Origin of the sequence: Desulfosporosinus orientis DSM 765, from assembly GCF_000235605.1 — a bacterium.
In the GTDB taxonomy this organism is placed as follows: domain Bacteria; phylum Bacillota; class Desulfitobacteriia; order Desulfitobacteriales; family Desulfitobacteriaceae; genus Desulfosporosinus; species Desulfosporosinus orientis.
Genome location: NC_016584.1, coordinates 3,006,350 through 3,031,262 on the forward strand (window position 1 = coordinate 3,006,350; position 24,913 = coordinate 3,031,262).

Genomic DNA, 24,913 nt, shown 5'->3' on the forward strand with positions numbered 1-24,913 from the left:
AAAGGATGTATTATAATCTTTATAATTTTGTATTATACTAATTCATATTTTATCTTGGAAACCGAACTGTAAACACAGTTTCTTTACCTGGAATGCTGGATACCTTAATCGTACCTTTATGGCTTTTTACAATCCAATTTGCAATAGAAAGACCAAGCCCTGTACCTTCAATGCTTTTAACTCGGGCTTTATCAATTCGGTAAAAGCGCTCAAAGATTTTATCTAAATGTTGTTCTTCAATTCCTTCTCCGTTATCAGTTACTAAAATCTCTATGATATTTCCCAGTTCCCTCATCTTTAAACTGACTTTACCGTTTGATGGGGTATGTTTAATAGCGTTGTCAACGAGGATAAGCATGAGCTGGCTTATTCTCTTTTCATCCCCGTAAAAGTCTACTTCTGGTTCAGCATCAATTTTTAAGGTTATACCTTTGTTGTCTGCTATAGGGATAAGCGGTTTTATGACCTGGTTAATAGCTTTGTCTAAGGAGAAATTACCTTTTTCAAGTGATTGTTGATCAGAATCAGCTCTAGCTAAGAACAATAAATCTTCCACTAGTCGGGTCATATGTGTCACTTCGATTTTAATATTTTTTAACCATGCTTCCTGTTCTGCCACAGTTTCTTTTGGATTACCCATCACCAATTCAAGGTTTGTTTGGATGACTGCCAAGGGAGTGCGCATTTCATGTGAGGCATCCGCTACAAAATCCTGTTGCCTTTGCCAAGACTTTTTAATAGGTATTAAAGCTTTATCGGCTAAGTAGAGGCTAGAGTAAAACGCCAATCCTAAACAAATAACACCGGTAATAAAAAGAGCTGCCAGTAAAAATTTTAAAACCATTAATTCTCGATTGAGACCTACTGAAACTATCAGGACACCTTGTTGCTGATTTTGTGGGACTTTCAAAAAAGTATAAGAAAGATCGTGCCAATCAAAATCACCTTTACTGCTTTTCCTTCTTAAAATTTCTTCAGCGAGCTTATTTAATTCCTTTGAATCTAAGTGTGGGTTCGTTGAAAAGGTTTGTGTAATTTCGCCAGATTCCGTTGCCTTGATATAAAAATAATCAGTATTTCCAAATTGGTCCAATTGTTGTGCTGAGCCAGAGTTGATAGCAGATGCAATATTTTGGACCAATTGTTCGGATTGGTTAAAGATTTGATGTTCCATAAGAAGATAGGTGCTTATAACAAATATCATTAAGAGAATGGTCATTATTAAAATGTTCGATAGGGTAAGCCTTAATCTCAAGGCGTCAAATAGCTTATCACCTTTAAATATATATCTTATGATTGTCGAGCTGAGTTTTCTAATCCTTTTAAACAATAGCCTACCCCCCGAATCGTTTCTATTGAACAATGATCAGATTTAATCTTTTTACGCAAATAATAGATATATACTTCGACATTCGACAACTCTACGTCTGAGTCTAATCCCCATACTCTATCTAAGATTTGTTCCTTGGTAATCACCTGAGAAGGGTTGCGCATGAAAAGTTCCAATAATAACGATTCCTTATAGGTCAGCTTAATGCTATTCTTCCCGTCTGTTACTTCGCAGCCAAAAGGATCAAGAACCAATCCAAAGGCCATAACTTTATCTCCAGTAAGTTGGAATCCTTTCCTTCTGGACAGTGCTCTAATACGAGCCATTAATTCATCTGTTGAAAATGGCTTTATCAGGTAGTCGTCTGCTCCGGCATCTAGTCCAGTGATTCGATCTTCGACGGAATCCTTGGCTGTTAATAGGAGCACAGGGGTCATTATTCCTTTATTGCGAAGTTCTTTTAAAACCTCTACACCTTCTTTATTTGGCAGCATCCTATCGAGAACAATAAGATCATATATCCCAGTTTCGGCCATCGCTTGACCAGTTTCTCCGTCATAAGCCAAATCAACACCGTAATTATTTTTTCTGAGAATATAAGCTAAGGGGTCTGCTAATCTTTGTTCGTCATCGACGAGTAATAACCTCATTAAAACTCACCTCATAATAATTCTAACCCACTTTTCTTTAAATTACTTTAAAAATGGGTTCTCTTTTCTAAGCTAAATTTAAGTTTAGGAATTTATACTTAGGTTAATAAATTTAGGAGGGAAATACCAATGTTTGAAAAACTAAAAAAACTAAACAGGAAGTGGTACCTATTACTAGTCTTAGTGATACTTCTAGGAGGGGGCGGTAGTTTTGCAGCAAAATATTATCTTCGACAGCAGTTTCAAAAGAATATGCAAGCAAATGCCGGAGTGCATATGACAATGTCAGTAGAGCAAGATTTACTGTATCTCGATAATACGTCGTCTTTAAAATTGTCACCGGACCAAGCAAAAGCAATACTTCCGCTGGTTGAAAAGATGTCCAATTCTGATACAAATAGTTCGGTTTCAATAAATGATCTAGCGAAACAGGTTTATGAAAGTCTTACACCAGTCCAATATCAGGCATTAACACACTACGGAAATCCTGTAATAGGGAATGTCGAAAGAGAACGAGAAGATAAAGATACTAAAAAGGATAACAGACGTGAGGATAACCAGCGCTTTGAAAAAGCTGAACATTATACTAAGGACATAGCTGATCCTAAAGCTGACGCCCTTCAAAATATAGTTATAAATATGTTAAAGGAACGCAGTTCGGAAACTACAACTAATCTGGCTTCCTAGAATATTTAGAGGAATAAACCTTCGGAAAAGGTTTATTCCTTTTAGTTATTTGACTATTACTTAAGTAGTGGAAATTCTAGAAAGGTATGAGGTGCCCATAGACTTAGCCCCTAATACCAGTAGGATATTAGGGGCTAAGCAGTAATTTAATTAAATTTGGTGAGCATTTTAAAGGTCTAATATTAACGTTTTAAGTGTTTTTTCTTTATCAGATAATAAATAATGAAGAGGAAAATAATGATCCCAATAACTATATCAAAGCGATGAAACAGAGGTTTTAACGTATTCCAATTCTCTCCTAATTTTTGACCAGTAATAATGAGCATTAAGCACCATGGCAGAGCTCCTGCAACAGTGTAGATCGACATTTTAACGGAATTCATTCTTGCAATTCCCGCCGGTAGGGAGATAAACGTTCGAACTACCGGCAAGAGTCTGCCAATAAATACTGTTAGCTCACCATGACGATCGAATAATTCTTCAGTCTTAGATAATTCTCGTTCATGGATAAAAACGTAGCGCCCGAAACGCTTTATGAAAGGTCGTCCGCCCCATCGTCCGATATAATAGGCGAATAATGCACCCAATAGATTTCCTAACGTTGCGGCTAGTGTAGACTGCCATAGACCAAATCGGCCCAGGAAAACCATATAACCAGTGAAAGGGAGAATAATTTCACTTGGTAAAGGAATACAGGCGCTCTCAATTGCCATGGCGAGGAAAACTCCGATATAGCCTAAATGTGAAATAATATTGATTACAAATTGTGCAAGATGCGATAAAATTGTCTCCAATTTACTTCTCCTTATTGAATGTAGTTTGTACTTTAGAGCTTATTGTGAGTTAATACCGTAATGAAATATTCGAAGTCCCCAGTTTGTAATCGGTTGAAACAATGAACTAAACTTCCAAAGCAAACGGCCGCTAAGCATACCGATGAGAATTCCCGCAATAACATCGGTTGGCCAGTGCACACCAACATACAGGCGTGCAATAGCGTTGAGAATGCCTAGAATTGAAAAGCTTATAGTAATCCATTTTGGTGCTTTTCCCCAGGATGCGGCGGCAAAACCAAAGCTACCGGTTGTATGATCGCTTGGGAATGAAGCGTCAGGAGCATGCGGAATAAGCTGGGTAAATGTACCTTTTTCGAGCACCATAAACGGACGAGGCCTGAAGTAAATGTGCGATATGATAACATTAATAATCAGTCCTAACACACCAGATAAACCCATGATGAGTAATGTGTGCCGTTGTTTAACTTCAATTTTAGGTAAGGTAAACCAGGCGATGATGAAAAGAATGATATACAGTTCAAGTGAATATTGGGCGAAAAATGCGAATGTATGGTCAAGAATCGGATGATGACCGGCAAATTGATTGAACAAGTGGTATCCTTGAATGTCAAAAGACAAGATTGGTTAGCCTCCTTTATATTTGTGTAATATGCTTATCAAAAACATGATAAGATACTAACCTTTAATTCAGCTTAAAATACTGTTTAAATTAAAGAAATGTACGGCAATAATCACGATAAATGGTGCGGTAGTAAATATTCAATTTGCTACCGCCTTTAAGTTTTTAAAGGAGAATTAAAGATTTGTGGTTTAGACTTAAGGTCGAGTTTACAAGAGAGGGCAAAGAAACTTCAGTAAAGACTTAATTATCGTTATTTAGGAGGGAATAAAAAATGAGGCCACTGCGTGTACTGGTATTTTCCGCAACGTATGGAGCTGGTCATGTAAAAGCTGCAGAAGCCCTAATTGCAGCAATTCGAATGATTGATAGTTCTGTCGAAATTATTCACAAGGATGCCATAGCCATCATCAATCGGGGTTTAAATCAAATACTGCGGCATTCTTACATTGGAGTTATCAAACACGCCCCAAAGATTTGGGGTAAATATTATTATCGTACACAAGAAATAGCCGATGATTCACTCCTTCAGAGATTTCTTAATACATTTGGCCGAAGACAATTAATCAATTATATTCGGGATCTGGAACCGGATGTTATTGTATGTACTTACCCAACCGTGGCAGGTGTACTTGCTCAGTTAAGGGTAAAAGGTGAATTGAGTATTCCAGTTGTTACTGTCGTGACAGATTATACTGTCCACAGTCATTGGATTCATTTCGGTGTAGATTGTTACATTGTAGGCAGCCCTCAAGTAGCAAGGGGGTTTGTCCAAAGAGGAATTAAAGCATCCCGTATTCAAATATCAGGAATACCAGTTAATCCACTGTTTGAACGTGAAGCTGATAAAGATGAAAGACTTTCAAAATTAGGATTGGAGAAAGACCGGCTAACGTTCTTAGTTATGGGTGGAGCCTATGGAGTTTTAGGAAAGGCGAAATGGATGTGCGACCTCGTGGCCAATTTTGGCGGTCCGGTACAGGCGATTATAGTCTGTGGCAAGGATCATAAACTTTATAATTCTTTAGATTTTGTACTCCAAAAGGCAAGTAATCCAGTGGTACGGTTTGAATTTGTCAATAACGTTGATGAGTTAATGAGTATAGCTGATATCATAATCACAAAGGCTGGCGGGCTTACAGTATCGGAGTCTCTTACCAAACGACTTCCTATAATTGTCTTCAATCCAATTCCCGGGCAAGAAGAAAACAATGCTCAATATATCGAGGAAATCGGGGCAGGTCGTGTTGCCCGTACGGACCAAGAGTTTATAAGCATACTGGATGAACTGATTACGAATCCGCAGGAAATTAGGAAAATGAGTAACGCTGCAGCTCAAACCTTACCTGGACACTCTGCTGAAAAAGCTGTTAAAGCCATTCTGAAGCTGGCAAGGGATTCGGCATACCAGAGCAAAGACGAAGAGCAAGTTTGTTAGAGGATTATTACGGTTAAGAACAAGGATTGGGAGGTATGAAATTGAGAAGCTATTTGACTAGTGGAATATGGATGCTTCTAATACCGCTAATCAACTTATTGTACGCGCCATTGAATCATGTAAAAGGAAATGTTTATTCTCTTATCACCGTTTTAGATCAACATATTCCTTTTATTAAGTATTTCATTGTCCCTTATTTGGCATGGTATCTTTTAATGTTTGTAATCTTATCTTGGTTTATGAAACGTGATCATAAGCTTTATATTTCGAGTTTAGCCTCTATTTGTGTCGGATTACTCCTTAGCTTTTTGGTCTATGCCTTCTTTCAGACTAAAGTTCCTCGCCCGGTCATTATGGGGCAGGATTTATTCTCGAATTTAACTCGATTTTTGTATGGGATAGATAATCCATATAATGCTTTTCCAAGCATTCATGTCATGACGGCATATATTATTTTTGTGGCGAGTAGTAAAGCTAAAGGGTGTGGGAGAAAAATGGTTCTAGCAAGTCAGACTCTTTCTGTACTCGTTATTTTATCAACGGTTTTCTTAAAACAACATACACTTATGGATGTTGCTGGGGGTATTTTCTTAGGGGGAAGTCTATTCAAAGCAATGACCTTGATTCAGAGGCTAAATCATAAGAGTCTATTAAAACAGGCAGCCAAAAGCTTTACTTTGAAACCACAAGAGGATAAATATGGTAGAGGTTATGCAACAAAAAGGGTTATTCAAGAATAAAATTAGCTAAAGAGCTTCATAATGTAATCATACTGGGCTCCCTTGCATTCAGGGCCCTTATTTCTGGCTTTATTTTGGAAATTCTCTATAAGGAGACCAGATATGGAACATGGCTTTATCAATATCATAGGAGCACGTGAGAATAACTTAAAGAATATCAGTTTGAAAATCCCGAAAAAGAAAATAACAATTTTTACCGGAGTATCAGGGTCGGGCAAGTCATCTATTGTCTTTGATACCATCGCCCAGGAAGCGGGCCGGCAATTAAATGAAACCTTCAGCAAATTCGTTCAAATTTACCTGCCCAAGCATGGTCATCCCGATGTGGATGCCATCGAAAACCTGTCCCTGGCCATTACCGTTGATCAAAAAAGGATAGGCGGGAATTCACGTTCAACTCTGGGGACAATAACGGACATCAATCCCTTGCTTAGACTGCTCTTTTCCCGAATCGGGCAGCCGCATATTGGGCCATCTAATTATTTTTCTTTCAATGACCCCAATGGTATGTGCAAGACTTGTGAGGGCATCGGCAGGAGTGTTACCCTGGACCCGGACAAAGCTCTGGATAAGGAAAAGTCCTTAAACGAAGGAGCGATTTTGTTGCCGGGCTATAAACCGGGCAATTGGGCCTGGAAAATGTATGCAGGGACAGGCTTTTTCGATTGTGATAAAAAAATCAAGGATTATTCCCAAGAGGAATACGACAAGCTGGTGTATTGTAAACCAGTCAAAATCAATTCGGTCATCCTTGATGGAATGAACACTACCTATGCCGGCTTGGTGGAGAGATTCATAAGTCAGTTCGTCAAAACCGAGTTTGAAAAATCTGAGACCTCCAAGAAGAAAATCACCCCCTTCATCACGGAACAGGTCTGCCCTGACTGTGGGGGCAAACGCTATAACGAAAGTGTTTTGGGTTCGAAAATCTGGGGCTATTCCATTGCGGATTTAACGGCCCTGCAGGTGGATGAACTTCGGGACTTAATCCAAACAATTGAAGATAAAAATGTAAAACCGATCCTTAACAATCTGACTGAGCGCTTAAACGATCTGATTCATATCGGGCTGGATTACGTGAGCCTGGATCGGGAAACTTCCACCTTATCCGGCGGGGAATCCCAACGGGTTAAAATGGTCAAACACCTGACCAGCAGTCTGACGGATGTGATGTATATTTTTGATGAACCCAGCATCGGCTTACATCCCAGAGATGTGCACAGGCTTAACGATCTGCTGGTTAAACTGCGGGATAAAGGCAACACGGTACTGGTAGTTGAGCATGATCCTGATGTGATCAAGGCTGCCGATTATATCGTTGATGTGGGACCCCAAGCCGGAACAAAGGGCGGGAGGATCGTCTTTGAGGGCAGCTATAGCGACCTGCTGGAAGCAAAGACCCTGACTGGCGAATACCTGGGCAGGCACCTGCCCCTGAAGAGTCAGCCCAGAACCAGCCATGAATTTTATAAAACCCAAAAGAGCAGCCTGCATAATTTAAAAAATGTCAGTTTAAGAGTGCCTAAAAGAATCTTCACGGTTGTAACCGGGGTGGCCGGGTCCGGGAAGTCTACCCTGGTTAACGGAGTTTTTGCCAAGGAATATAAAGATGCCATTATTATCGACCAATCCGCTGTCAGCGCCAATTTACGCTCAAATCCGGCGACCTTTACGGGAATCATGGATGAAATACGGAAATTATTTGCTGCTGAAAACAAAGTAAGTGCCGGATTGTTCAGCTATAATTCCGAGGGGGCCTGTGAGGTTTGTAAAGGGCGGGGGTATATCGAGACCGACCTTTCCTTTATGGACTCCGTGGAAACCATCTGTGAGGAATGCGGCGGCAAACGGTATAAGCAGGAGGTTTTGAAGTATAAGTATCATGGCCGGTCCATTGTGGAAGTCCTGGAAATGACCATTGCCGAAGCCGTTGACTTTTTCAGCCAGAAAGAAATCAAAAATAAGCTGAAGTATATCGTGGAAGTGGGCCTGCATTACATGACCCTGGGCCAGCCCCTGGACACTCTTTCCGGCGGAGAATGCCAGCGTTTAAAGCTTGCTAAGGAATTAAGCAAAAAGGGCAATATTTATATCATGGATGAGCCGACAACTGGTTTGCATATGTCCGATATTACCGGCATCTTGACCATTATTGACCGTCTTGTGGACAAGGGCAACACCGTGATTGTCATAGAACATAACCTAGATGTCATTCGCAATGCCGACTGGATTATTGACGTAGGAGTTGAGGGGGGCAGCAAGGGCGGGCGGATCCTTTTTGAAGGGCAACCCGGCAATTTGAGAAGCTGCCGGGAGTCGATAACGGCAAAATACTTGTAAAGAGTGGGGGAGTAGTTGCCCTCAGTCCTGCTTCATTTTGAAACGGCCTGTCCCAGATTCGAATGCGCATTCGAATCTGGGACAGGCCGTTTATCTGGATACTATCACAGACTGGATTGTTGCGTTAGAAATTTTCAACGCACTTATTAAGCTCTTTAACAACATATTCAGCTTCATCTACGGACAGCTTCGAGTTAAGAGGCAGTGTTATTTCATTTACATACTGCGCATGTGCATTTGGATAATCTTCAAGTCTATAACCGAGATTCCTATATAGTGTAAACATTGGCAGCGGCATAAAATGCACATTTGCGGCGATATTTTTTTCACCCAACATTTGAATTACACGATCTCTTTGTTCTTCACTAAAGCCCTTTAGTCTTAAAGTATATAAATGATAGTTTGTTTCTAATTCAGTGTTTTTTTCAAAAGGCAGAATCGCCCATTCTTTTGTACCTAAAAGTTGGCTATAAATTTCATGGAGCGCTGCTCTTGTTCTCAACATTTCTTCATATCGCCGAAGTTGAACACGCCCAATTGACGCCATAATATCGGTCATATTACATTTGAACCCATCAGTTAAAATATCGTATTTCCATGCTCCAGCTTGAGTTTTTGATAGGGCATCCTTATTTTGTCCATGTAAGGAAGTATATTTAAATTCCTTATATAAATCATCTTTTCCATAAAAACTGTTGTCATTATAAGTAATTGCTCCTCCTTCTGCAGTTGTAAAGTTTTTTACTGCATGAAAGGAAAAAACATGAAAATCCATTTGACCTCCAACCTTATGCCCCTTATATGACGATCCAAAAGAATGTGCGGAATCGGAAATCAAAGTAATATCTTCTCGTTGTTTTATGTTTAAGACTTTTCGTATGGCATCGTAGTTAACAGGTACTCCTGCTATGTCAACCGTAATAATAGCTTTCGTTTTCGGCGTAATGGCCTCATAAATCTTGTCTTCATCAATCAAAAAACTATCTTTCTTAACATCTACAAACGTTGGCTTTATACCCCGGTGAACCAGTACATTTGAAGTTGCGGCATAGGTGTAAGGCGTTGTTATTACTTCATCATCTCTACCAATATCTAAAACTTTCAAAATCAGTTCCAAACCTGCTGTAGCACTATTTAAAGCAACAGCGTACTGGGTACCACAATAATGTGCCAATTCTTGCTCAAATAAAGCAGTATTTGGTCCTGTTGTGATCCATCCAGATCTGAGAACTTCTGAAACAGCAGCAATTTCATCCTCGCTAATATCCGGTGGGGAAAAGGGGATTTTATACATTATTAAACTCCTCCTTTAGAGTAGTTTTAATTTTCACTTGCGATTAATACCTTAATTCCTAACTGTTTAATACTCTCAATTTCTTCATCCGGCGCTTCCCAATCTGTAATAAGAATGTCTAAATCCTTTAAATCAATAGTTTTTGAAAAGAATTCAGTTCCTACCTTGTCAAAGTTAGCGAGGCATACTGTTCGACGTGAAACTTCCGCTACAGTTCTTTGAAAAATAGCTCCTTCCGGAGTTGAACTACTTAGTCCATGTTTTGCAGAAATTCCTCCACCGGTTAAGAAAGCCGTATCTAATCGTAAGGTTCTCATAAATTCGGTCGCCAATGGATCAACAATTCCTTCTTCACTTTTAACTTTTCCACATACTATATAGGTTTCGATATTACTATGATGTTGTAGTTTTTCGGCAATAATGAGTGAATTCGTAATTACAGTATAATTTCGATCCGAAGGAAGGTATTTTAATAAAACATAATGGATACTGGCCCCGCCGATAAATATAGTGTCACCTGCCTCAATAAACGATATGGCAAGCTTAGCTACAGCGTTTTGATGTTCTGTTCCCTCACTATACCTAATGCGGTCATCCATCGGAAATCTTCTAACCTTAGATAACAGAACTGCCCCTCCATGTGTTCTTTTTAAAAGACCGTTCTCTTCCATAGAAGTGAGGTCTCTGCGAATAGTATCAATGGAAACCTGAAATTCTTCCGCAAGCTCCTTTGCAAAAACACTTCCAAGAGATTTCAATTTTATAAAGATTAGCTCTTGACGTTCTTCAGCAAACATACTTAACAACTCCTCAATCTGATTATATCATACAATTTGCTGTTTTATGCAGTTAAGAATGCGTTTTTAAGCATTATTATGCAGTTTTAAGTATTGGATTGATTTATTGCGGTAGCTGATTCGGAGCGATAATGAACTTTCGTCGGTTATGTCAGGTTGGTGGTGTGATTTTTATCACACCAAAAGTATTTCAACAATCACAGAACAGACTTTAAATTTAACCTATACTTAGCCTAGTCAATTGATTGTTTATTAAAATTAAAATATTAGGAGGAGTCATTGATGAGTATGTTTTGTTTTCAGTGTCAGGAAACAGCTAAAGGAACCGGTTGTACGTTGAAAGGGGTTTGCGGGAAAACAGAGAATGTTGCCAATTTGCAGGATCTCCTTATCTACACGTTAAAAGGAATCGCAATCTATGCTGTTCAAGCCCGTGAGCGTTATCTAGTACGCAAAGACGTAGATCAATTTATTATGGAAAGCCTTTTCAGCACCATTACCAATGCTAACTTTGATAAAGAGCGTTTCATAAAACGGATCCAGGCTGCCCTCGAACTTAGAGAAGATCTGAAACAAGCACTCATTCGTGTGGGAGGTACTATACCTGAGAACTTACAAGATGCTGCGACTTGGACGGGTACCCCGGAGGAGTTCGAAGGGAAAGCCGCTCTTGTAGGCATCTTAACCACAGAAAATGAAGATATCCGTTCTCTCAGGGAGTTGCTCACCTATGGTTTAAAAGGGATGGCAGCCTATGCTGAACATGCCTATACTCTTCAACACCAAGATGCCGGGATCTTCGCCTTTATAGAAAAAGCCTTAGTGGCTACTCTGGATGATACCCTTGAAGCTGGGGATCTGGTAGCTCTTGTCTTGGAAGCAGGAAAACACGGGGTTGATGTCATGGCTCTATTAGATAAAGCTAACACCACCACCTACGGAAACCCGGAACTGACCAAAGTCAATATCGGGGTACGCAACAACCCAGCCATTCTCATCAGTGGACATGATCTCAAAGATCTCGAAGAACTTCTCATCCAAACAGAAGGAACCGGCGTGGATGTTTACACCCACGGCGAAATGCTTCCGGCTCACTATTACCCGGCCTTCAAGAAATATGAGCATTTTGTCGGCAACTACGGTAACGCCTGGTATAAACAAGATAAAGAGTTTGACACGTTTAACGGGCCAATATTCTTAACCACCAATTGCTTGGTTCCCCCGAAAGATTCCTATAAAGACCGGGTCTACACTACTGGAGTGGTTGGTTTTGAAGGGGTTAAACACATTCCCGATCGGGAAGACGGAAAAGCGAAAGATTTTTCAGCACTGATTGAACATGCCAAGCAATGCCCGCCGCCCACAGAAATCGAGACCGGTGAGATTGTTGGGGGATTTGCCCACAATCAAGTTCTGGCCCTGGCAGATAAAGTCGTGGATGCCGTCAAGTCCGGAGCTATAAAGCGCTTCTTTGTTATGGCAGGCTGTGATGGCCGCATGAAGAGCCGTGATTATTACACAGACTTTGCCAAAGCATTACCTCAAGATACCGTTATTCTGACGGCAGGCTGTGCTAAATACAAGTACAACAAGCTCAACTTAGGAGATATTGGAGGCATCCCCCGGGTTCTAGATGCGGGACAATGTAATGATTCTTACTCCTTAGCAGTTATCGCCCTGAAACTCAAAGAAGTTTTTGGCTTAGAGGATGTTAACCAACTCCCCATCTCCTATAACATCGCTTGGTATGAGCAAAAGGCAGTCATTGTCTTGCTCGCTCTCCTGTATCTGGGTGTGAAAAATATCCACCTCGGACCCACGCTTCCAGCCTTCTTATCTCCAAATGTAGCCAAGGTTTTGGTGGAGAACTTCGGCATAGCAGGAATCACAAACGAAGAAGACGATCTTAAAATCTTTATGGCTTAAATAAGCCCAGGCCCAGCTCAAAATCTTACGCCAGTAGGAGTTTGAGCTGGGTCGTTTTTTGGGGTTTGTCACCTTCGTAAGTTAGTTATAAGGAAGCCGACGGATATTTGGACTAGAAAGAGTAAAATCGACCTTTCTGTAAAAATCTGTGAATTTTTCTTATAGAAATTACCAGTGTTAAATTGCACCATTTGGTTAAGATAAAGTCACTGGAAGAAAAATATACACCAAAGGAGGGGCATAACCATGGCAGGAGAAAGAAACACTAATACACCTGCAGCTCAAGGAGCAACACGACAGTTGGATCAATTCAAATGGACAGTAGCTAACGAAATGGGACTTCAGCTTGGAGGGGACCGTACAAGTCGTGAGAATGGCTCAGTAGGCGGGCAAATGACCAAAAAAATGATTCAATTTGCAGAGGAACACCTTAAACAGGGTAACAGGATATAATTACAGACCATAATAAAGAAGAAAGGAGAGGGATACCCTTCTTCTTTAGAAACGTCGGAACAAATTTCGGCGTTTTTTTATTTCTGAAACCGAAGGGCAATTAACTTAGTTTTCGGGTGCGCCATCCAATACCCGCTCTGCCAACTCGCAAAGCGGGTATTGGTGTTCAATCTGAATAAATAAAACCCGGCGATGGAATAGATAATACTATTTAGAGAAGAACCAAAATTGGCATTCAAATGAGGGTAGATTCTAAGATGCAAATTGACATTTTGCCGCGGACAGCATTAGCATTTTTCGTGTTGTTAATTTTGACTCGACTATTAGGTAAAAAACAACTTAGTCATCTTACATTTTTTAATTATATTACAGGGATAACCTTTGGCAACATTGCCGCAGAGCTTGCAAGTGATAAACAAATAACTACTGCGGAAGGGTTGGCAAGCTTAATTCTTTGGACGGTGTTAACAATTATTGTTGATTTTTTAAGCTTAAAGTCAGGATCAATTAGGACATTCTTAAATGGAGAACCTGCTGTTTTAATAAAGCAAGGGAAAATTCAACATAAAGTAATGTCCAAAATGAGGTTGAGTTTGGACGAGTTACTTACAATGCTTAGGAATAGCAATGTGTTTTCAATCAAAGACGTGGACTATGCTATAATTGAAACGAATGGGCATCTCAGTGTGTCAAAAAAGCAGGATCAACAAGCGGCTACGAGACAAGATATGCATATTCCTGGTAGTGATGAGTTCCGGATTCCAGTTGAGATAATTGTTGATGGTAAAATAGTCAAACGCAATCTTCAGGAATTTAATATCAGTTACCAGTGGATATACCATGAACTGAGAAAAGTAGGGATTGTTTCAGTAAGTGAGGTATTATATGCCGAGCTTGAGAGTGAAGGCACAATCTTTATTGACAAATATGAGAACAGTAAATAATTATGACCAATTTGCTTCGCTATTAAAGAGCACTGAATATTAATGAGTTAATTTTTCACGATTTATTGCTTGCGGTACTTAAACGCCAGTCCCTCTTTGATATGCACATCGAAGGGAGACTGGCTTTTAAGTTTTATAACTTAAATGGAGGACGATAAATCGCATATCAAAGGGGAAGGAGAAAAGGAAATGGAAATATAGCGGCGAAATTATCTGGGAAGCAAAAGGCAAGTCAACCCCAGGAAGGTGAGCTAGATATGGTGCATTTAACAGCATGTGGAAAAGAAATATGTAAAAACTGATAAAGACGGGCAATCCCCATGTATTAGAGTTGTAATTATTAAAAGGATGGTAATAAAAAATGGATATCGATAGTATTATTTTTGATTTAGACGGCACTCTTTGGAATTCAATAGAAGGAATCTGTAAGGCTTGGAAAATAGTCCTAGCAAACTATCCAAACATTACAAAAGTAATAACACCTGAAGATATGCAGGGATGCATGGGGCTGCCAATGAATGAAATAGGCATAAAGTTATTTCCGGATTTCGATGAAGATTTTCTAAGGAAATTAATGAAAGAATTCTGTGAAACAGAACAAGTTTATTTAGAAAAACACGGTGGTATGTTATTTCCTAAATTAGAAGAGACTCTTAAAAAGTTATCCAAAAAATACAAATTGTTCATAGTTAGCAATTGTCAGGATGGCTATATTCAAGCCTTTTTTAAGGCTCATAAATTAGATAAATACTTCAGTGATTTTGAATCTTGGGGAGTAACAGGGCTGTCAAAAGGCGAAAACAATAAACTTATCATGGTCAGAAATGATCTGAAAAAACCAATTTATGTAGGAGATACAAATGGAGACGCCGAGTCAGCCAAAGTGGCAGAAATCCCCTTTGTATATGCCAGATACGGGTTTGGCAAGGTTGAAGAATATGATTATGTTATTGATAGTTTTGAAGAACTGATAACTTTAGGCATATAAGCCATACATAATGAAATATGAGGTGTGCATAATGGAAAAAATTAATTTAGAAGAAAAATTCCGCCTTTTTAACGAATACTGGAGTCCCAAAATAATCGGGGAGGTCAATGATTCCTATGTCAAAATAGCCAAGCTAAAAGGAGAATTTACCTGGCATTTACACGATAATGAAGATGAGATGTTTTATGTTGTCCAAGGCTTATTGACCATAAAATTCAGAGATAAAGACGTACACTTGCGGAAAGGAGAAACTATCATCATTCCTAAAGGAATTGAACACATGCCTGTTGCTGATGAGGAAGTCCACGTACTGTTAATAGAGCCAAAGAGCACCTTGAATACCGGAAACGTAATAAATGATAAAACTGTGGAAAAATTGGAGAGAATTTAATTTTTTGCTAAAAGGACTGATTCATTTGAAATACACCGGCACCATATATCGCCCGCCCTTCGAGGCAAGATCCTTACTGCTGCAGGTCACCTCGGGCTGCAGCCATAACCAATGCAGCTTTTGCAGCATGTATAACGAATTAGCCCCGATACCACGGTTTCGGCAAATATTTCAGGGATGACGCTATTAGTGATAGTTTTTCTCAACAGAAAAATTTTCACTAATAGCATAATTAATGGCAAAAACTTCATTGACATGAAAAGGCTGGGTGTTATATAATATCACAAAAGTAAGATTGGTAATCTAATACTGACTATTCGAGGACACCTAAGAGTGCCGAATATAAATATCAAACAAAGGCGTTTTATAGGATATAAAGCGTTTTTGTTTTTTTATAAATAGTTTCACTATTTTACAAAATTAAAAAAATCACAAAAGAGGAGGTTTTCACATGCTAAAGAAAAGAATCTCGGCAATCCTTTCCTTACTCATGATCCTGACCCTTCTTGCCGGCTGCGGAGCGCCCGCACCCTCAGCCACGGACGGCCAGCAGGCTTCCGGGGAAAAAATCATCCGTATTTCTCAGTCTCCCGGAGGTAAAATCGACCCTGGAGTCATTACAGACTACACTTCCTGTGTGGCAGTGGTCAATATGTATGATTCTCTGGTGTATCCTGACCTGGACAATAAAATCGTACCCTCTGTGGCCAAGGAATGGAAGGTAAGTCCTGACGGTCTCGAATGGACTTTCACCCTTAATCAGGGGATAAAGTTTCACGACGGCTCAGAACTAAAAGCCAGCGATGTCGTTTTCAGCGCCAACCGCCTAATGACAATCGGTGAAGGTTTTGCCTACCTTTTCAAGGATTATCTGGCCAAGACGGAAGCAGTGGATGACTATACTGTAAAATTCACACTCTCCAAACCCTTTGCGCCTTTCCTGTCCATACTTCCCAGGCTGTACATATTAAATGAAGATCTGGTGAAGTCCCATCAAGCGCAAGGCTCTTACGGTGAATTCGGTGATTACGGCAAAACCTATCTCGCGGAAAACGATGCGGGAAGCGGAGCTTATACCTGTTCGGAAATGAAGGTACAGGACAAGATCGTCCTCAAAAAATTCAAAGACTATTTCGGTACCTTTGAAACCAATGCCCCTGACATCGTGGAAATAATCATGAATACCGAACCTGCCACCATCCGTACCATGATGACCAACAAACAGCTGGATATCAGCGACCAATGGCAGACCGACGAGGCCTATTCCGCCCTTGACAAAATCAATGGCGTAGATTTGGGCAGCTACTCTAACGGAACCGTATTCTATCTCATGCTCAATACCAAAAAAGCTCCCACCGACGACGTGCATATCCGCCGGGCCCTGGCTTATGTAATCGATTACGCCCAGGTGACCCAATCCTTGTTCCCCGGTTATGTCAAGGCCGACTCCGTCGTACCCAAGGGGGTCTTGGGCTATACGGACGAATACAAATATGATTTCAATCTGGAAAAGGCCAAAGAAGAGCTGAAGCAGTCAAAATACGCCAATTCCCTGGATTCCACCCCTGTAGAAGTCGACTGGATTGCCGATGTGCCGGATGAAGAAAAACTGGCCTTGCTCATTCAGGCCACCGCTCAGCAAATCGGCTTAAAAGTCAACGTGGTGAAGGTTCCCTGGGCCACCCATGTGGATAATGTCTCCAGAATCGAATCCACTCCCAATGCCACGACCACCTTCGTATCCAGTGACTACAGTGAAGCGGGCGCTCTGCTTTATCAGCGCTTCCATTCCGATACGGCTTCCACCTGGCAGCAAACCGAGTGGCTGAAGGATTCCGCAGTGGACACCAAAATCAAAGATGCCCTGACGACCACCGATGAAACAGCCAGGGCCTCTGTATACAAGGAACTGCAGAAAGAAGCTTATGACAGCTGCTGGGGGATACCCGTTGCCGAGCAGGCAGAAAAGCACGCTTACTATGATTACATTAAATTCCCCGCCATGGAAAGAGCAGCGGAAGGCAAACCCGTCTCAATGGCCATGGGCTACAACTTCCTGTTCCGGACCTTTGCCGTCAATAAATAAACAGGACATAGAAAAGTGGGTTTACTATGAATTTCAAGAAATTTATTCTGCATAGACTGCTCCTATCCATTGTGGTTATCTTCGGACTTTCCATTGTTATTTTCTGCATTGCCCGCATTGTCCCCGGGGACCCTGCTCGGATGGCCCTGGGGGCTACGGCCACAGAGCAGGCTTTGGCAACCTTCCGGGTCGAAAATCACTTAAACGATCCGCTGCCCATGCAGTATGTCTATTGGATCAAAGGGGTTTTAACCGGTGATTTCGGGATATCCACCATGACCAAAAGGCCGGTGGCCCAGGATATGGCCGAGTTTCTGCCGGCTACTCTGGAAGTCGTCATCTTAGCTGCGGTATTTCTGGTCATGGGCTCCGTATTTTTGGGAAGGCTGGCTGCGAAACACAGGGACAGCGTCCTGGATGCGGCGGTCCGTGTATTTTCTTATGCCGGAGTTGCCATTCCAGGCTTCGTGCTTGCCGTTCTGCTGCTTTTGCTGTTCGGCTATGTCTGGCCGGTCATTCCCGTACTGGGCCGCTTGAGCTATGGCATCCCGGTACCGCCCCATATCACGGGCATGTATACTTTGGACAGCCTGCTGACAGGTCATTTTTCCACCTTCTGGGATGCCTTTTTGCATATCCTGACACCTGCCCTGGCCCTTTGTGCCGGGGGCATGTTCCAGGAAGCCCGTCTGGTCCGAAACGCCATGACGGAAAACATGGGTAAGGACTACCTGGCTGCTATGGAGGGCTACGGTGTTCCCAAAAGACTGATCATGAACAAATACCTTTTTAAGCCTTCCCTGATTCCCGCTGTGTCCTGCATGGGCATGGACATAGCGGCCCTGATGAGCAACGCTTTCCTGATCGAAGTGATTTTCGGCTGGCCCGGAATTTCCAAATACGGAATGAACGCTATGCTGGCCAAGGATCTAAATGCCATTTCCAGTGTAATCATCATTTTTGGGACGATATTTGTCGCCGTTAATATCATCGTTGACATTATTGTTGCTTATCTGGATCCGAGAATACGGTTGGGAGGCGGTAAGCAATGATTAAGAACCGGGAAGCGGAGATCAAAAAAGCCCTGGCCTATGAAGCCAAACGCAAGGAAGAACGCCCGGTAACCAGCGATTTTCAAAAACGCCTGGAAAATCTTAAAATAGCCGGACACAAGTTTTTCCGGAATAAACTCTCGGGAGTTGGCCTGGCGGTGGTTGTCCTGATTATTCTTGCCGCCGCTTTTGCCCCATATATCACACCTTATCCGGCTCATGCCGGTGCCTATGTGGATTTCGCCCATTCCAACAACCCGCCTTCGGCTCAGTTTCTGCTGGGAACGGACAATATGGGCCGGGACATCCTGACCCGCATTATCTTTTCCTTCCGGGGAGCCTTATACATGACTGTGGTAGTTCTGGCCATATCCGTGCCTGTTGGCGTATTTCTGGGGATATTGGGGGGGTACCTCAAAGGCACTCTCGTGGATACAATCATTATGCGCATAACCGATGTGTTCCTTTCCGTGCCGGCCCTGCTTCTGGCCCTGGCGGTGGCCTCGGTGCTTAAACCCAACCTGACCAACGCCATGATTGCGGTAACCCTCATGTGGTGGCCCTGGTATACCCGACTGGTGTATGGCATGGCTACATCCTGCCGGAATGAAAACTTCGTCATTTCAGCCGAACTGATGGGCGCCAGCAAGGCCCATATTATTTTCAAGGAAATCCTGCCCAACTGTCTCTCGGCGGTCTTCACCAAGATGGCCCTGGATGTGGGCTGGGTTATCCTGATTGGCGCTACCTTGAGTTATGTGGGCCTTGGCGAACAGCCCCCCACACCGTCTCTGGGCCAGATGGTTTCGGACGGCGCCCGCTATATGCCGGATTCCTGGTGGATGACGATCTTCCCGTCCATCGCCATTATCATTATCATTCTGGGCTTTAACTTTATGGGGGATGGTATCGGCGATATGCTCTCAAAAGGAGATGGCAAGGATGCATGAGCAGCATGAAGGGGACAACCCCATTCTGGAAATAAAAAACCTCAAGCTCTGGTACAAAGTCTACAAAGGCTACTCCAAAGTTCTGGACGGGGTAAACCTCACCGTCCGCAGAGGAGAAAAAGTGGGGATTGTCGGAGAAGCAGGCTGCGGCAAAACCACCACGGTCAAAAGTATCCTGGGCATTATCCCGGAAAAACGCTATGTCATACCCGAGGGGCAGATCTTCTATAAAGGCCGGGACATCCTGGAGATGTCCGAACGGGAATTGAACGGAATACGCAGCGGGGAAATATCCATGATCTACCAAGAACCGGCGGCAGCCCTCAACCCGGTCTTTACCATAGGACAGCAGATGATGGATGTTGTCCGCTATTCCTCTCAGGGCAAGGGAAAAACCAAACAAGAACAAAAAGAGATGGTACTGCGGGCCATCAATGAAGTCTTCATTCCCGATGCGGAACGCATCTTCGCTTTTTACCCCAGCCAGCTTTCCGGGGGAATGAAGCAGCGCATCTGTATTGCCATGGCCATCATGACCCAGCGGGACCTGATGATCGCCGACGAGCCGGGTACGGCTCTGGATGTGACCATTCAGGATCAGGTGCACAGGACCCTGAACGAACTGGTGGAAAAGAGGAACATGTCCCTGATCATGATTACCCATTCCCTGGGGGTGGCCAGAGAACTGACAGACAGCATCAATGTAATGTACGCCGGCAATGTGGTGGAATCCGCTCAGACGAAGGACCTGTTCAAGCGGACCCTTCACCCCTATACCATAGGGCTGATGGAGGCTGTTCCGCGTCTGACCGGCGGAGGCATACAATCTGGTATTTACGGCTCCATTCCCGACTATCTTTACCCGCCGCCAGGCTGCCGTTTTGCGCCCCGCTGCCAGCGGGCCACTGATGAATGCAGGGAGCAGAAGCCGCCGGTCAGGGACGCAGGCGACGGGCATTGGGTTGCCTGCTGGCATATCTAGGAGGGGAAAGAATGTCTGAGACGATTTTGAGCATCCAAAATCTCAAGCAATACTTCAATATTGGTAAAAAGAACGGCCAGCCCGTCTATGTCAAAGCAGTGGACGATGTATCCCTGGATATCCGCCAGGGTGAAGTGATAGGACTGGTAGGGGAAAGCGGCTCCGGGAAGAGCACCATTGCCTATTCGGTAATTGGCATGTACGAACCCAGTGGAGGCAAGATACTGTTCCAAGGGCAGGATCTGAATGTTAAGGGTCGGAAAAGAACCCTGGCAATGAAAAAAGATATGCAGATTGTCTTTCAGGACCCGGGTTCTTCCCTGAACACCCATCATACTATCAAGGAAATTCTGGAACTGCCCCTCAAAGTGCACAAGATCTGCCGGACCGGTAAAGAAAGGGAACAGCGCGTGCGGGAACTGCTGAATATGGTGGAGCTTCCGGAAAATTACATGTTTAAGTCCCCCGGTTCCATCGGCGGCGGTGAAAAGCAAATGGTGGCCATTGCCCGGGCGCTGGCCAGTGATCCGAAGTTCATCATTCTGGATGAGCCTACCTCGGCCCTGGATGTATCCATCCAGGCCAAGATTATCAGCATGCTTTTAAAACTGCAAAAAGAAAAGAACCTGACCTATTTGTTTATAACCCATGATTTAAGCCTGATGCGCAATATCGCCACCAGTGTAGGCATTTTGTACCTGGGCAGGCTTGCCGAAGTAGCCCCTACCGAGGAATTTTTTCATAAGCCCGAACATCCCTATACCCAAATGCTTATTTCCTCCTTGCCGGTTATCTCGGATGAAGAAGAGCGGCTCAAGCCCCAAAAAGTAAAATCTACCGGCGAAATTCCTTCGCCAGTCAATATACCACCAGGCTGCAGCTTCCATTTGCGCTGTCCTTATGTCATGGATATCTGCAAGGCAGAGGATCCTCTTATGTCTTACCCGGATGAATTTCACTGCGTGCGCTGCCACCTCTATAATTTAAAAAGCTCTAACTAACCGGAGGTATGGGGGAAATGGAAAATAAGCTGCTGTTTATCAATCCAGTGGGGCATAACAATTGGGACCGGGAAATCAAGGATTATCTGGAGCCCTATAAGGAAGAAGGCACCCAGCTGGATGTGGTCAGCCTGAAACCAGGCCTGCCCCAGCATCTGGAATATCATTATTACGAAGCGCTGATCGCCGCAGATCTTTTGCACACGGTAAAAAAGGCTGAGCAGGACGGCTATGATGGATGTATCATTGGGTGCTACTACGATCCTTTTTTAAGAGAAGCGAGGGAAATCTGCGAGCAGATGGTGGTCACAGCTCCGGCTGAGGCGGCCATGCATATCGGAACCACTCTTGGCTCCAGCTTTTCCACTATTGTAGTGCGCAGGAAATGTATTCCCGATATGCGCGATAATGTATTTCATCACGGTTATATTAACAAGCTGGCTTCCTTCCGCAGCCTGGAAATCGGCGTCTCTGAACTGCAAAAAGATCCGGAATATACAAAAGAGCGTATGCGCAGGGAAATCCGGGCAGCTATTGAAGAGGACGGCGCCGAGGCCATATTATTGGGCTGTACCATTCAGCTGGGCTTCTTTCGAACACTGCAGGAGGAGTTTGGCGTTCCCGTCATTGATGCCAATATTGCACCTTTAAAATATGCCGAATTTTTATGTGGCTTAAAGAAAAAAACAGGCTGGTATTTCAGTAAAAAAGCCCTCTATGAGACGCCGCCGCAGGAAGAAATCAAACAATGGGGAATTGAGAATCCTCATTACACCAAAGTAAATGGAGCGTTGTGATACTTGGAAAAGGAAATTTATATGAGGATTAAAGAAATTCGCAAGCAAAAAGGCATGACTCTTAAAGATTTAAGTGAAAAGACCAATTTATCCATTAGCTTTCTTTCTCAGATGGAGCGCGGGAAATCGGCCATCACTATGGTCTCCTTGAAAAAAATCGCAGATGTCATGGGATTGCCTATGAAGGAGCTGTTTTCGGAATCGGATGTCAAAGAAGAATTTGTGGGTAACAGCCGTGCCCACCTCCTTTTGGGTATGCAGCGCAATTATAAGGAATTCAGTGTACTCAGCGGAAGATTTGAAGGCCGGAAGCTGGACAGCTTCTACTTGAAAATGGCGCCTCATTTTTTGGATATGGAAGAGATCGCCCATGAGGGAGAGGAAATTTTCCTAGTGCTTAAGGGAAGGGCTACAGCCATTGTGGACGGTATAGAATACACAGCTAACGAGGGGGAAACCATCCATTTTCCCTCAACCCGACCTCACAAAATTGTCAACAATGAAGATACGGAACTCGAAATGTTCACAGTGATTATTCCGTCCATATTTTAAAAACAAGCAAACTCCCTATTAACAAACAGCTATTAAAAGGAGGGAAATAATCAAATGAGAGTAGCAACGGATATTGGAGGAACGTTTACGGATATCGTCTATATTGAGGAAGACGGTACGGTACGCTTCAATAAAAGCCATACTACCCCGCCCAACTTTGAACAGGGCGTTGTCGATGTCATTAAAAAGTGTCCCATTGATCCAAAAGCCATTCAGGATTTGACCCACGGGACCACGGTAGTTATCAATGCCCTTACTGAGCGCAAAGGAGCCAAGACCGGCCTGATTACCACCAAGGGCTTCCGGGATATCCTGGAAATCGGTCGGGGCAACCGACCGGATTTGTTTAATTTCAATTTTCGGAAACCGGAATCTTTTGTTCCCCGCTATTTAAGGCTGGAAGTGGAGGAACGGATGGATTATCTGGGGAATGAACTTATCCCCCTCAAAGAGGAGGATGTAAAAAAATGCCTGGAAATTTTTAAGCAGGAAGGCGTGGAAGCTATTGCCGTGGTTTACCTGCATTCCTATGTAAATGCAGCCCATGAGATCCGGACCGAAGAACTGATTGCTGAACTCTGGCCGGAGGTGGAGGTCACTGCCTCTTACTCTGTATCCAAGGAATGGCGGGAATATGAACGCAGCACAACAGCAGTGCTAAATTCCTATGTCAAACCCACGGCCAAAAAATACATCGACCGGCTGTTCGGAATGCTGGAGACCATGGAAATCCGTTGCCCCAAATACATCATGCAGAGCAACGGTGGAACTACCACTTTTGAAAAGGCCAAAGAATTGCCCATTAACATGGTGGAATCCGGCCCAGTGGCCGGCATCTTCGGTGCGGCTATGCTGGGGAAAATGCTGGGAGAGAATAAGATCATTGCTTTTGATATTGGCGGCACTACAGCCAAATGCTCCCTCGTGGACGGTGGTGAAGTCAAGACTACCACGGAATACAAAATTGAAAAGACCGGACGCTTTCCCGGCTACCCAGTGCGGGTTCCGGTAGTGGACATTGTGGAAATTGGCAACGGCGGCGGATCCATCGCCTGGATTGACAACACTAACTCTCTGCGGGTAGGCCCCCAGTCCGCAGGCGCTCTTCCCGGACCCGTCGCCTATCAGAAAGGCGGCACAGAGCCTACGACTACAGACGCCAATCTGGTCGTGGGCCGGCTTTCCAAGAAGAATTTTGATATGGACGTGAATTTGGACCAGGTCTACTCTGCGATCGAAGGCAAGGTCGGCATCCCCTACGGACTGAACGCTGAGGAGGCGGCTATGGGGATCATCCGGGTGGCTAACTCCAACATGCTCAACGCTCTCAAGCTGGTGTCGGTGCGGAAAGGCTACGATCCTCGGGAATTTACCCTGGTGGCCTTCGGCGGCGGCGGTCCCATGCATGCCGCTTCCCTGGCCCGGGAACTGAACATCAAAAAGGTGGTTATCCCCTTAGCTGCTTCAGTCTTTTCGGCCTGGGGAATGCTGATGACGGATCTGCGCTCCGACGATATCCAGACCTACAACGCCCGGCTGATTGATCCTGATTATAAGGCGATCAATGCTGAATGGCGGAAACTAGAAGAAAAAGCATACCGTGACAACGCTGAAAAAGGTGTGTCCAGAGAAAATATTTATTTTGTCCATTATCTCGATATGCGCTACATAGGACAGGATCATACGGTGAAGGTTCGTGTACCTGCAGAGGATATACACCCTGAAAACCTGGGCACTTTCATCGAAGCCTTCCACAAGGAGCATGAGCTCAATTACTCCTTCCGGCTGGATGACAGCGGCGTGGAGATTGTCAATATGCACCTGGCCTCTTTTGGACGAGTGGAAAAAGTGCCTGTAAAAATCCTGGAAGCAAAGCCCTATACTCTTGATGAAGCGGTGCTGGAAATAAGGCCGGTTATATTTGAAGGTACCGGCAAGATTGATACCGCTGTCTATGCCCGGGAGAAGCTGTCGCCAATCATGCAGGTAACAGGTCCGGCCATCATCGAAGAGGTGAGTGTCTCTACTGTGATCGAACCGGGTATGACTGCCAAGATCGACGATTTCGGCGACATCATTATTGAAACGGGGGTGTAATC

At 43.4% G+C, this 24,913-nt stretch carries 23 protein-coding genes and 1 pseudogene; 18 read left to right on the forward strand and 6 right to left on the reverse strand.

Annotated features, from left to right (window positions below; genetic code table 11):
• Positions 1 to 49 precede the first annotated feature (49 nt).
• Together DESOR_RS14055 and DESOR_RS14060 are read right to left on the reverse strand one after the other, a co-directional pair.
• The gene (locus tag DESOR_RS14055; RefSeq protein ID WP_242832320.1) at positions 50 to 1,174 is read right to left on the reverse strand and encodes a sensor histidine kinase; all 1,125 of its coding nucleotides are present in this window, start codon (positions 1,172 to 1,174) and stop codon (positions 50 to 52) included.
• Positions 1,175 to 1,290: 116 nt separating this feature from the next.
• Positions 1,291 to 1,980, reverse strand: a complete 690-nt coding sequence (locus tag DESOR_RS14060; protein ID WP_014185254.1) for a response regulator transcription factor — start codon at positions 1,978 to 1,980, stop codon at positions 1,291 to 1,293.
• Between the two features lie 129 nt (positions 1,981 to 2,109).
• Here DESOR_RS14060 and DESOR_RS14065 point away from each other — a divergent pair, with 129 nt between their 5' ends.
• A complete protein-coding gene (locus DESOR_RS14065) occupies positions 2,110 to 2,667 on the forward strand; it encodes a hypothetical protein (RefSeq protein WP_014185255.1) in 558 nt (185 codons plus the stop codon).
• Between the two features lie 182 nt (positions 2,668 to 2,849).
• On the opposite strand, the gene DESOR_RS14070 is transcribed toward DESOR_RS14065, so the two are convergent.
• Together DESOR_RS14070 and DESOR_RS14075 are read right to left on the reverse strand one after the other, a co-directional pair.
• A complete protein-coding gene (locus DESOR_RS14070) occupies positions 2,850 to 3,461 on the reverse strand; it encodes a DedA family protein (protein ID WP_014185256.1) in 612 nt (203 codons plus the stop codon).
• A 39-nt stretch (positions 3,462 to 3,500) separates the two neighbouring features.
• Positions 3,501 to 4,085, reverse strand: a complete 585-nt coding sequence (locus tag DESOR_RS14075) for an undecaprenyl-diphosphatase (RefSeq protein ID WP_042331230.1) — start codon at positions 4,083 to 4,085, stop codon at positions 3,501 to 3,503.
• Between the two features lie 272 nt (positions 4,086 to 4,357).
• Here DESOR_RS14075 and DESOR_RS14080 point away from each other — a divergent pair, with 272 nt between their 5' ends.
• The 3 genes from DESOR_RS14080 to DESOR_RS14090 all read left to right on the forward strand — a co-directional run bounded on the left by DESOR_RS14080 (position 4,358) and on the right by DESOR_RS14090 (position 8,601).
• Entirely contained in the window at positions 4,358 to 5,521 is a 1,164-nt protein-coding gene (locus DESOR_RS14080) for a UDP-N-acetylglucosamine--LPS N-acetylglucosamine transferase (RefSeq protein WP_014185258.1), read from the forward strand.
• 35 nt (positions 5,522 to 5,556) lie between these two features.
• On the forward strand, positions 5,557 to 6,261 hold the full coding sequence (locus tag DESOR_RS14085; RefSeq protein ID WP_042331232.1) for a phosphatase PAP2 family protein: 705 nt from the start codon (positions 5,557 to 5,559) through the stop codon (positions 6,259 to 6,261).
• A 102-nt stretch (positions 6,262 to 6,363) separates the two neighbouring features.
• Positions 6,364 to 8,601 carry an ATP-binding cassette domain-containing protein gene (locus DESOR_RS14090; protein WP_014185260.1) on the forward strand — a complete coding sequence of 746 codons (2,238 nt, stop codon included), beginning with the start codon at positions 6,364 to 6,366 and terminating at the stop codon, positions 8,599 to 8,601.
• Positions 8,602 to 8,725: 124 nt separating this feature from the next.
• On the opposite strand, the gene DESOR_RS14095 is transcribed toward DESOR_RS14090, so the two are convergent.
• Together DESOR_RS14095 and DESOR_RS14100 are read right to left on the reverse strand one after the other, a co-directional pair.
• On the reverse strand, positions 8,726 to 9,895 hold the full coding sequence (locus tag DESOR_RS14095; RefSeq protein WP_014185261.1) for a DegT/DnrJ/EryC1/StrS family aminotransferase: 1,170 nt from the start codon (positions 9,893 to 9,895) through the stop codon (positions 8,726 to 8,728).
• A gap of 26 nt (positions 9,896 to 9,921) precedes the next feature.
• On the reverse strand, positions 9,922 to 10,692 hold the full coding sequence (locus DESOR_RS14100) for a DeoR/GlpR family DNA-binding transcription regulator (RefSeq protein WP_014185262.1): 771 nt from the start codon (positions 10,690 to 10,692) through the stop codon (positions 9,922 to 9,924).
• 282 nt (positions 10,693 to 10,974) lie between these two features.
• Between DESOR_RS14100 and hcp the strand changes: the two genes are divergently transcribed.
• From hcp to DESOR_RS14165, 14 genes and pseudogenes are all read left to right on the forward strand, one after another.
• Entirely contained in the window at positions 10,975 to 12,618 is a 1,644-nt protein-coding gene (gene hcp / locus DESOR_RS14105; RefSeq protein ID WP_014185263.1) for a hydroxylamine reductase, read from the forward strand.
• A gap of 246 nt (positions 12,619 to 12,864) precedes the next feature.
• Positions 12,865 to 13,071: an alpha/beta-type small acid-soluble spore protein gene (locus DESOR_RS14110; protein WP_014185264.1), complete on the forward strand. Its 207-nt coding sequence runs from the start codon at positions 12,865 to 12,867 to the stop codon at positions 13,069 to 13,071.
• Positions 13,072 to 13,328: 257 nt separating this feature from the next.
• The gene (locus DESOR_RS14115) at positions 13,329 to 14,015 is read left to right on the forward strand and encodes a YetF domain-containing protein (protein WP_014185265.1); all 687 of its coding nucleotides are present in this window, start codon (positions 13,329 to 13,331) and stop codon (positions 14,013 to 14,015) included.
• A gap of 361 nt (positions 14,016 to 14,376) precedes the next feature.
• Complete coding sequence (locus DESOR_RS14120; protein ID WP_014185266.1) at positions 14,377 to 15,003, forward strand: HAD family hydrolase; 627 nt, start codon at positions 14,377 to 14,379, stop codon at positions 15,001 to 15,003.
• Positions 15,004 to 15,034: 31 nt separating this feature from the next.
• Positions 15,035 to 15,394, forward strand: coding sequence for a cupin domain-containing protein (locus DESOR_RS14125; RefSeq protein WP_014185267.1), 360 nt, complete (start codon positions 15,035 to 15,037; stop codon positions 15,392 to 15,394).
• A gap of 25 nt (positions 15,395 to 15,419) precedes the next feature.
• Positions 15,420 to 15,536, forward strand: a pseudogene (locus tag DESOR_RS30310) (radical SAM protein); the annotation flags it as partial.
• Positions 15,537 to 15,845: 309 nt separating this feature from the next.
• A complete protein-coding gene (locus DESOR_RS14130) occupies positions 15,846 to 17,480 on the forward strand; it encodes an ABC transporter substrate-binding protein (protein ID WP_014185268.1) in 1,635 nt (544 codons plus the stop codon).
• A 26-nt stretch (positions 17,481 to 17,506) separates the two neighbouring features.
• On the forward strand, positions 17,507 to 18,532 hold the full coding sequence (locus DESOR_RS14135) for an ABC transporter permease (RefSeq protein WP_014185269.1): 1,026 nt from the start codon (positions 17,507 to 17,509) through the stop codon (positions 18,530 to 18,532).
• Positions 18,529 to 19,482, forward strand: coding sequence for an ABC transporter permease (locus DESOR_RS14140; protein ID WP_014185270.1), 954 nt, complete (start codon positions 18,529 to 18,531; stop codon positions 19,480 to 19,482). Before DESOR_RS14135 ends, DESOR_RS14140 begins: the two co-directional genes overlap by 4 nt.
• Positions 19,466 to 20,464 carry an ABC transporter ATP-binding protein gene (locus tag DESOR_RS14145; protein ID WP_242832321.1) on the forward strand — a complete coding sequence of 333 codons (999 nt, stop codon included), beginning with the start codon at positions 19,466 to 19,468 and terminating at the stop codon, positions 20,462 to 20,464. The genes DESOR_RS14140 and DESOR_RS14145 overlap by 17 nt, the downstream gene beginning before the upstream one ends.
• Positions 20,465 to 20,475: 11 nt before the next feature.
• Entirely contained in the window at positions 20,476 to 21,465 is a 990-nt protein-coding gene (locus DESOR_RS14150; RefSeq protein ID WP_014185272.1) for an ABC transporter ATP-binding protein, read from the forward strand.
• Between the two features lie 17 nt (positions 21,466 to 21,482).
• The gene (locus DESOR_RS14155; protein ID WP_014185273.1) at positions 21,483 to 22,262 is read left to right on the forward strand and encodes an aspartate/glutamate racemase family protein; all 780 of its coding nucleotides are present in this window, start codon (positions 21,483 to 21,485) and stop codon (positions 22,260 to 22,262) included.
• A gap of 3 nt (positions 22,263 to 22,265) precedes the next feature.
• Entirely contained in the window at positions 22,266 to 22,814 is a 549-nt protein-coding gene (locus DESOR_RS14160; RefSeq protein WP_014185274.1) for a helix-turn-helix domain-containing protein, read from the forward strand.
• 54 nt (positions 22,815 to 22,868) lie between these two features.
• On the forward strand, positions 22,869 to 24,911 hold the full coding sequence (locus tag DESOR_RS14165) for a hydantoinase/oxoprolinase family protein (protein WP_014185275.1): 2,043 nt from the start codon (positions 22,869 to 22,871) through the stop codon (positions 24,909 to 24,911).
• Positions 24,912 to 24,913 lie beyond the last annotated feature (2 nt).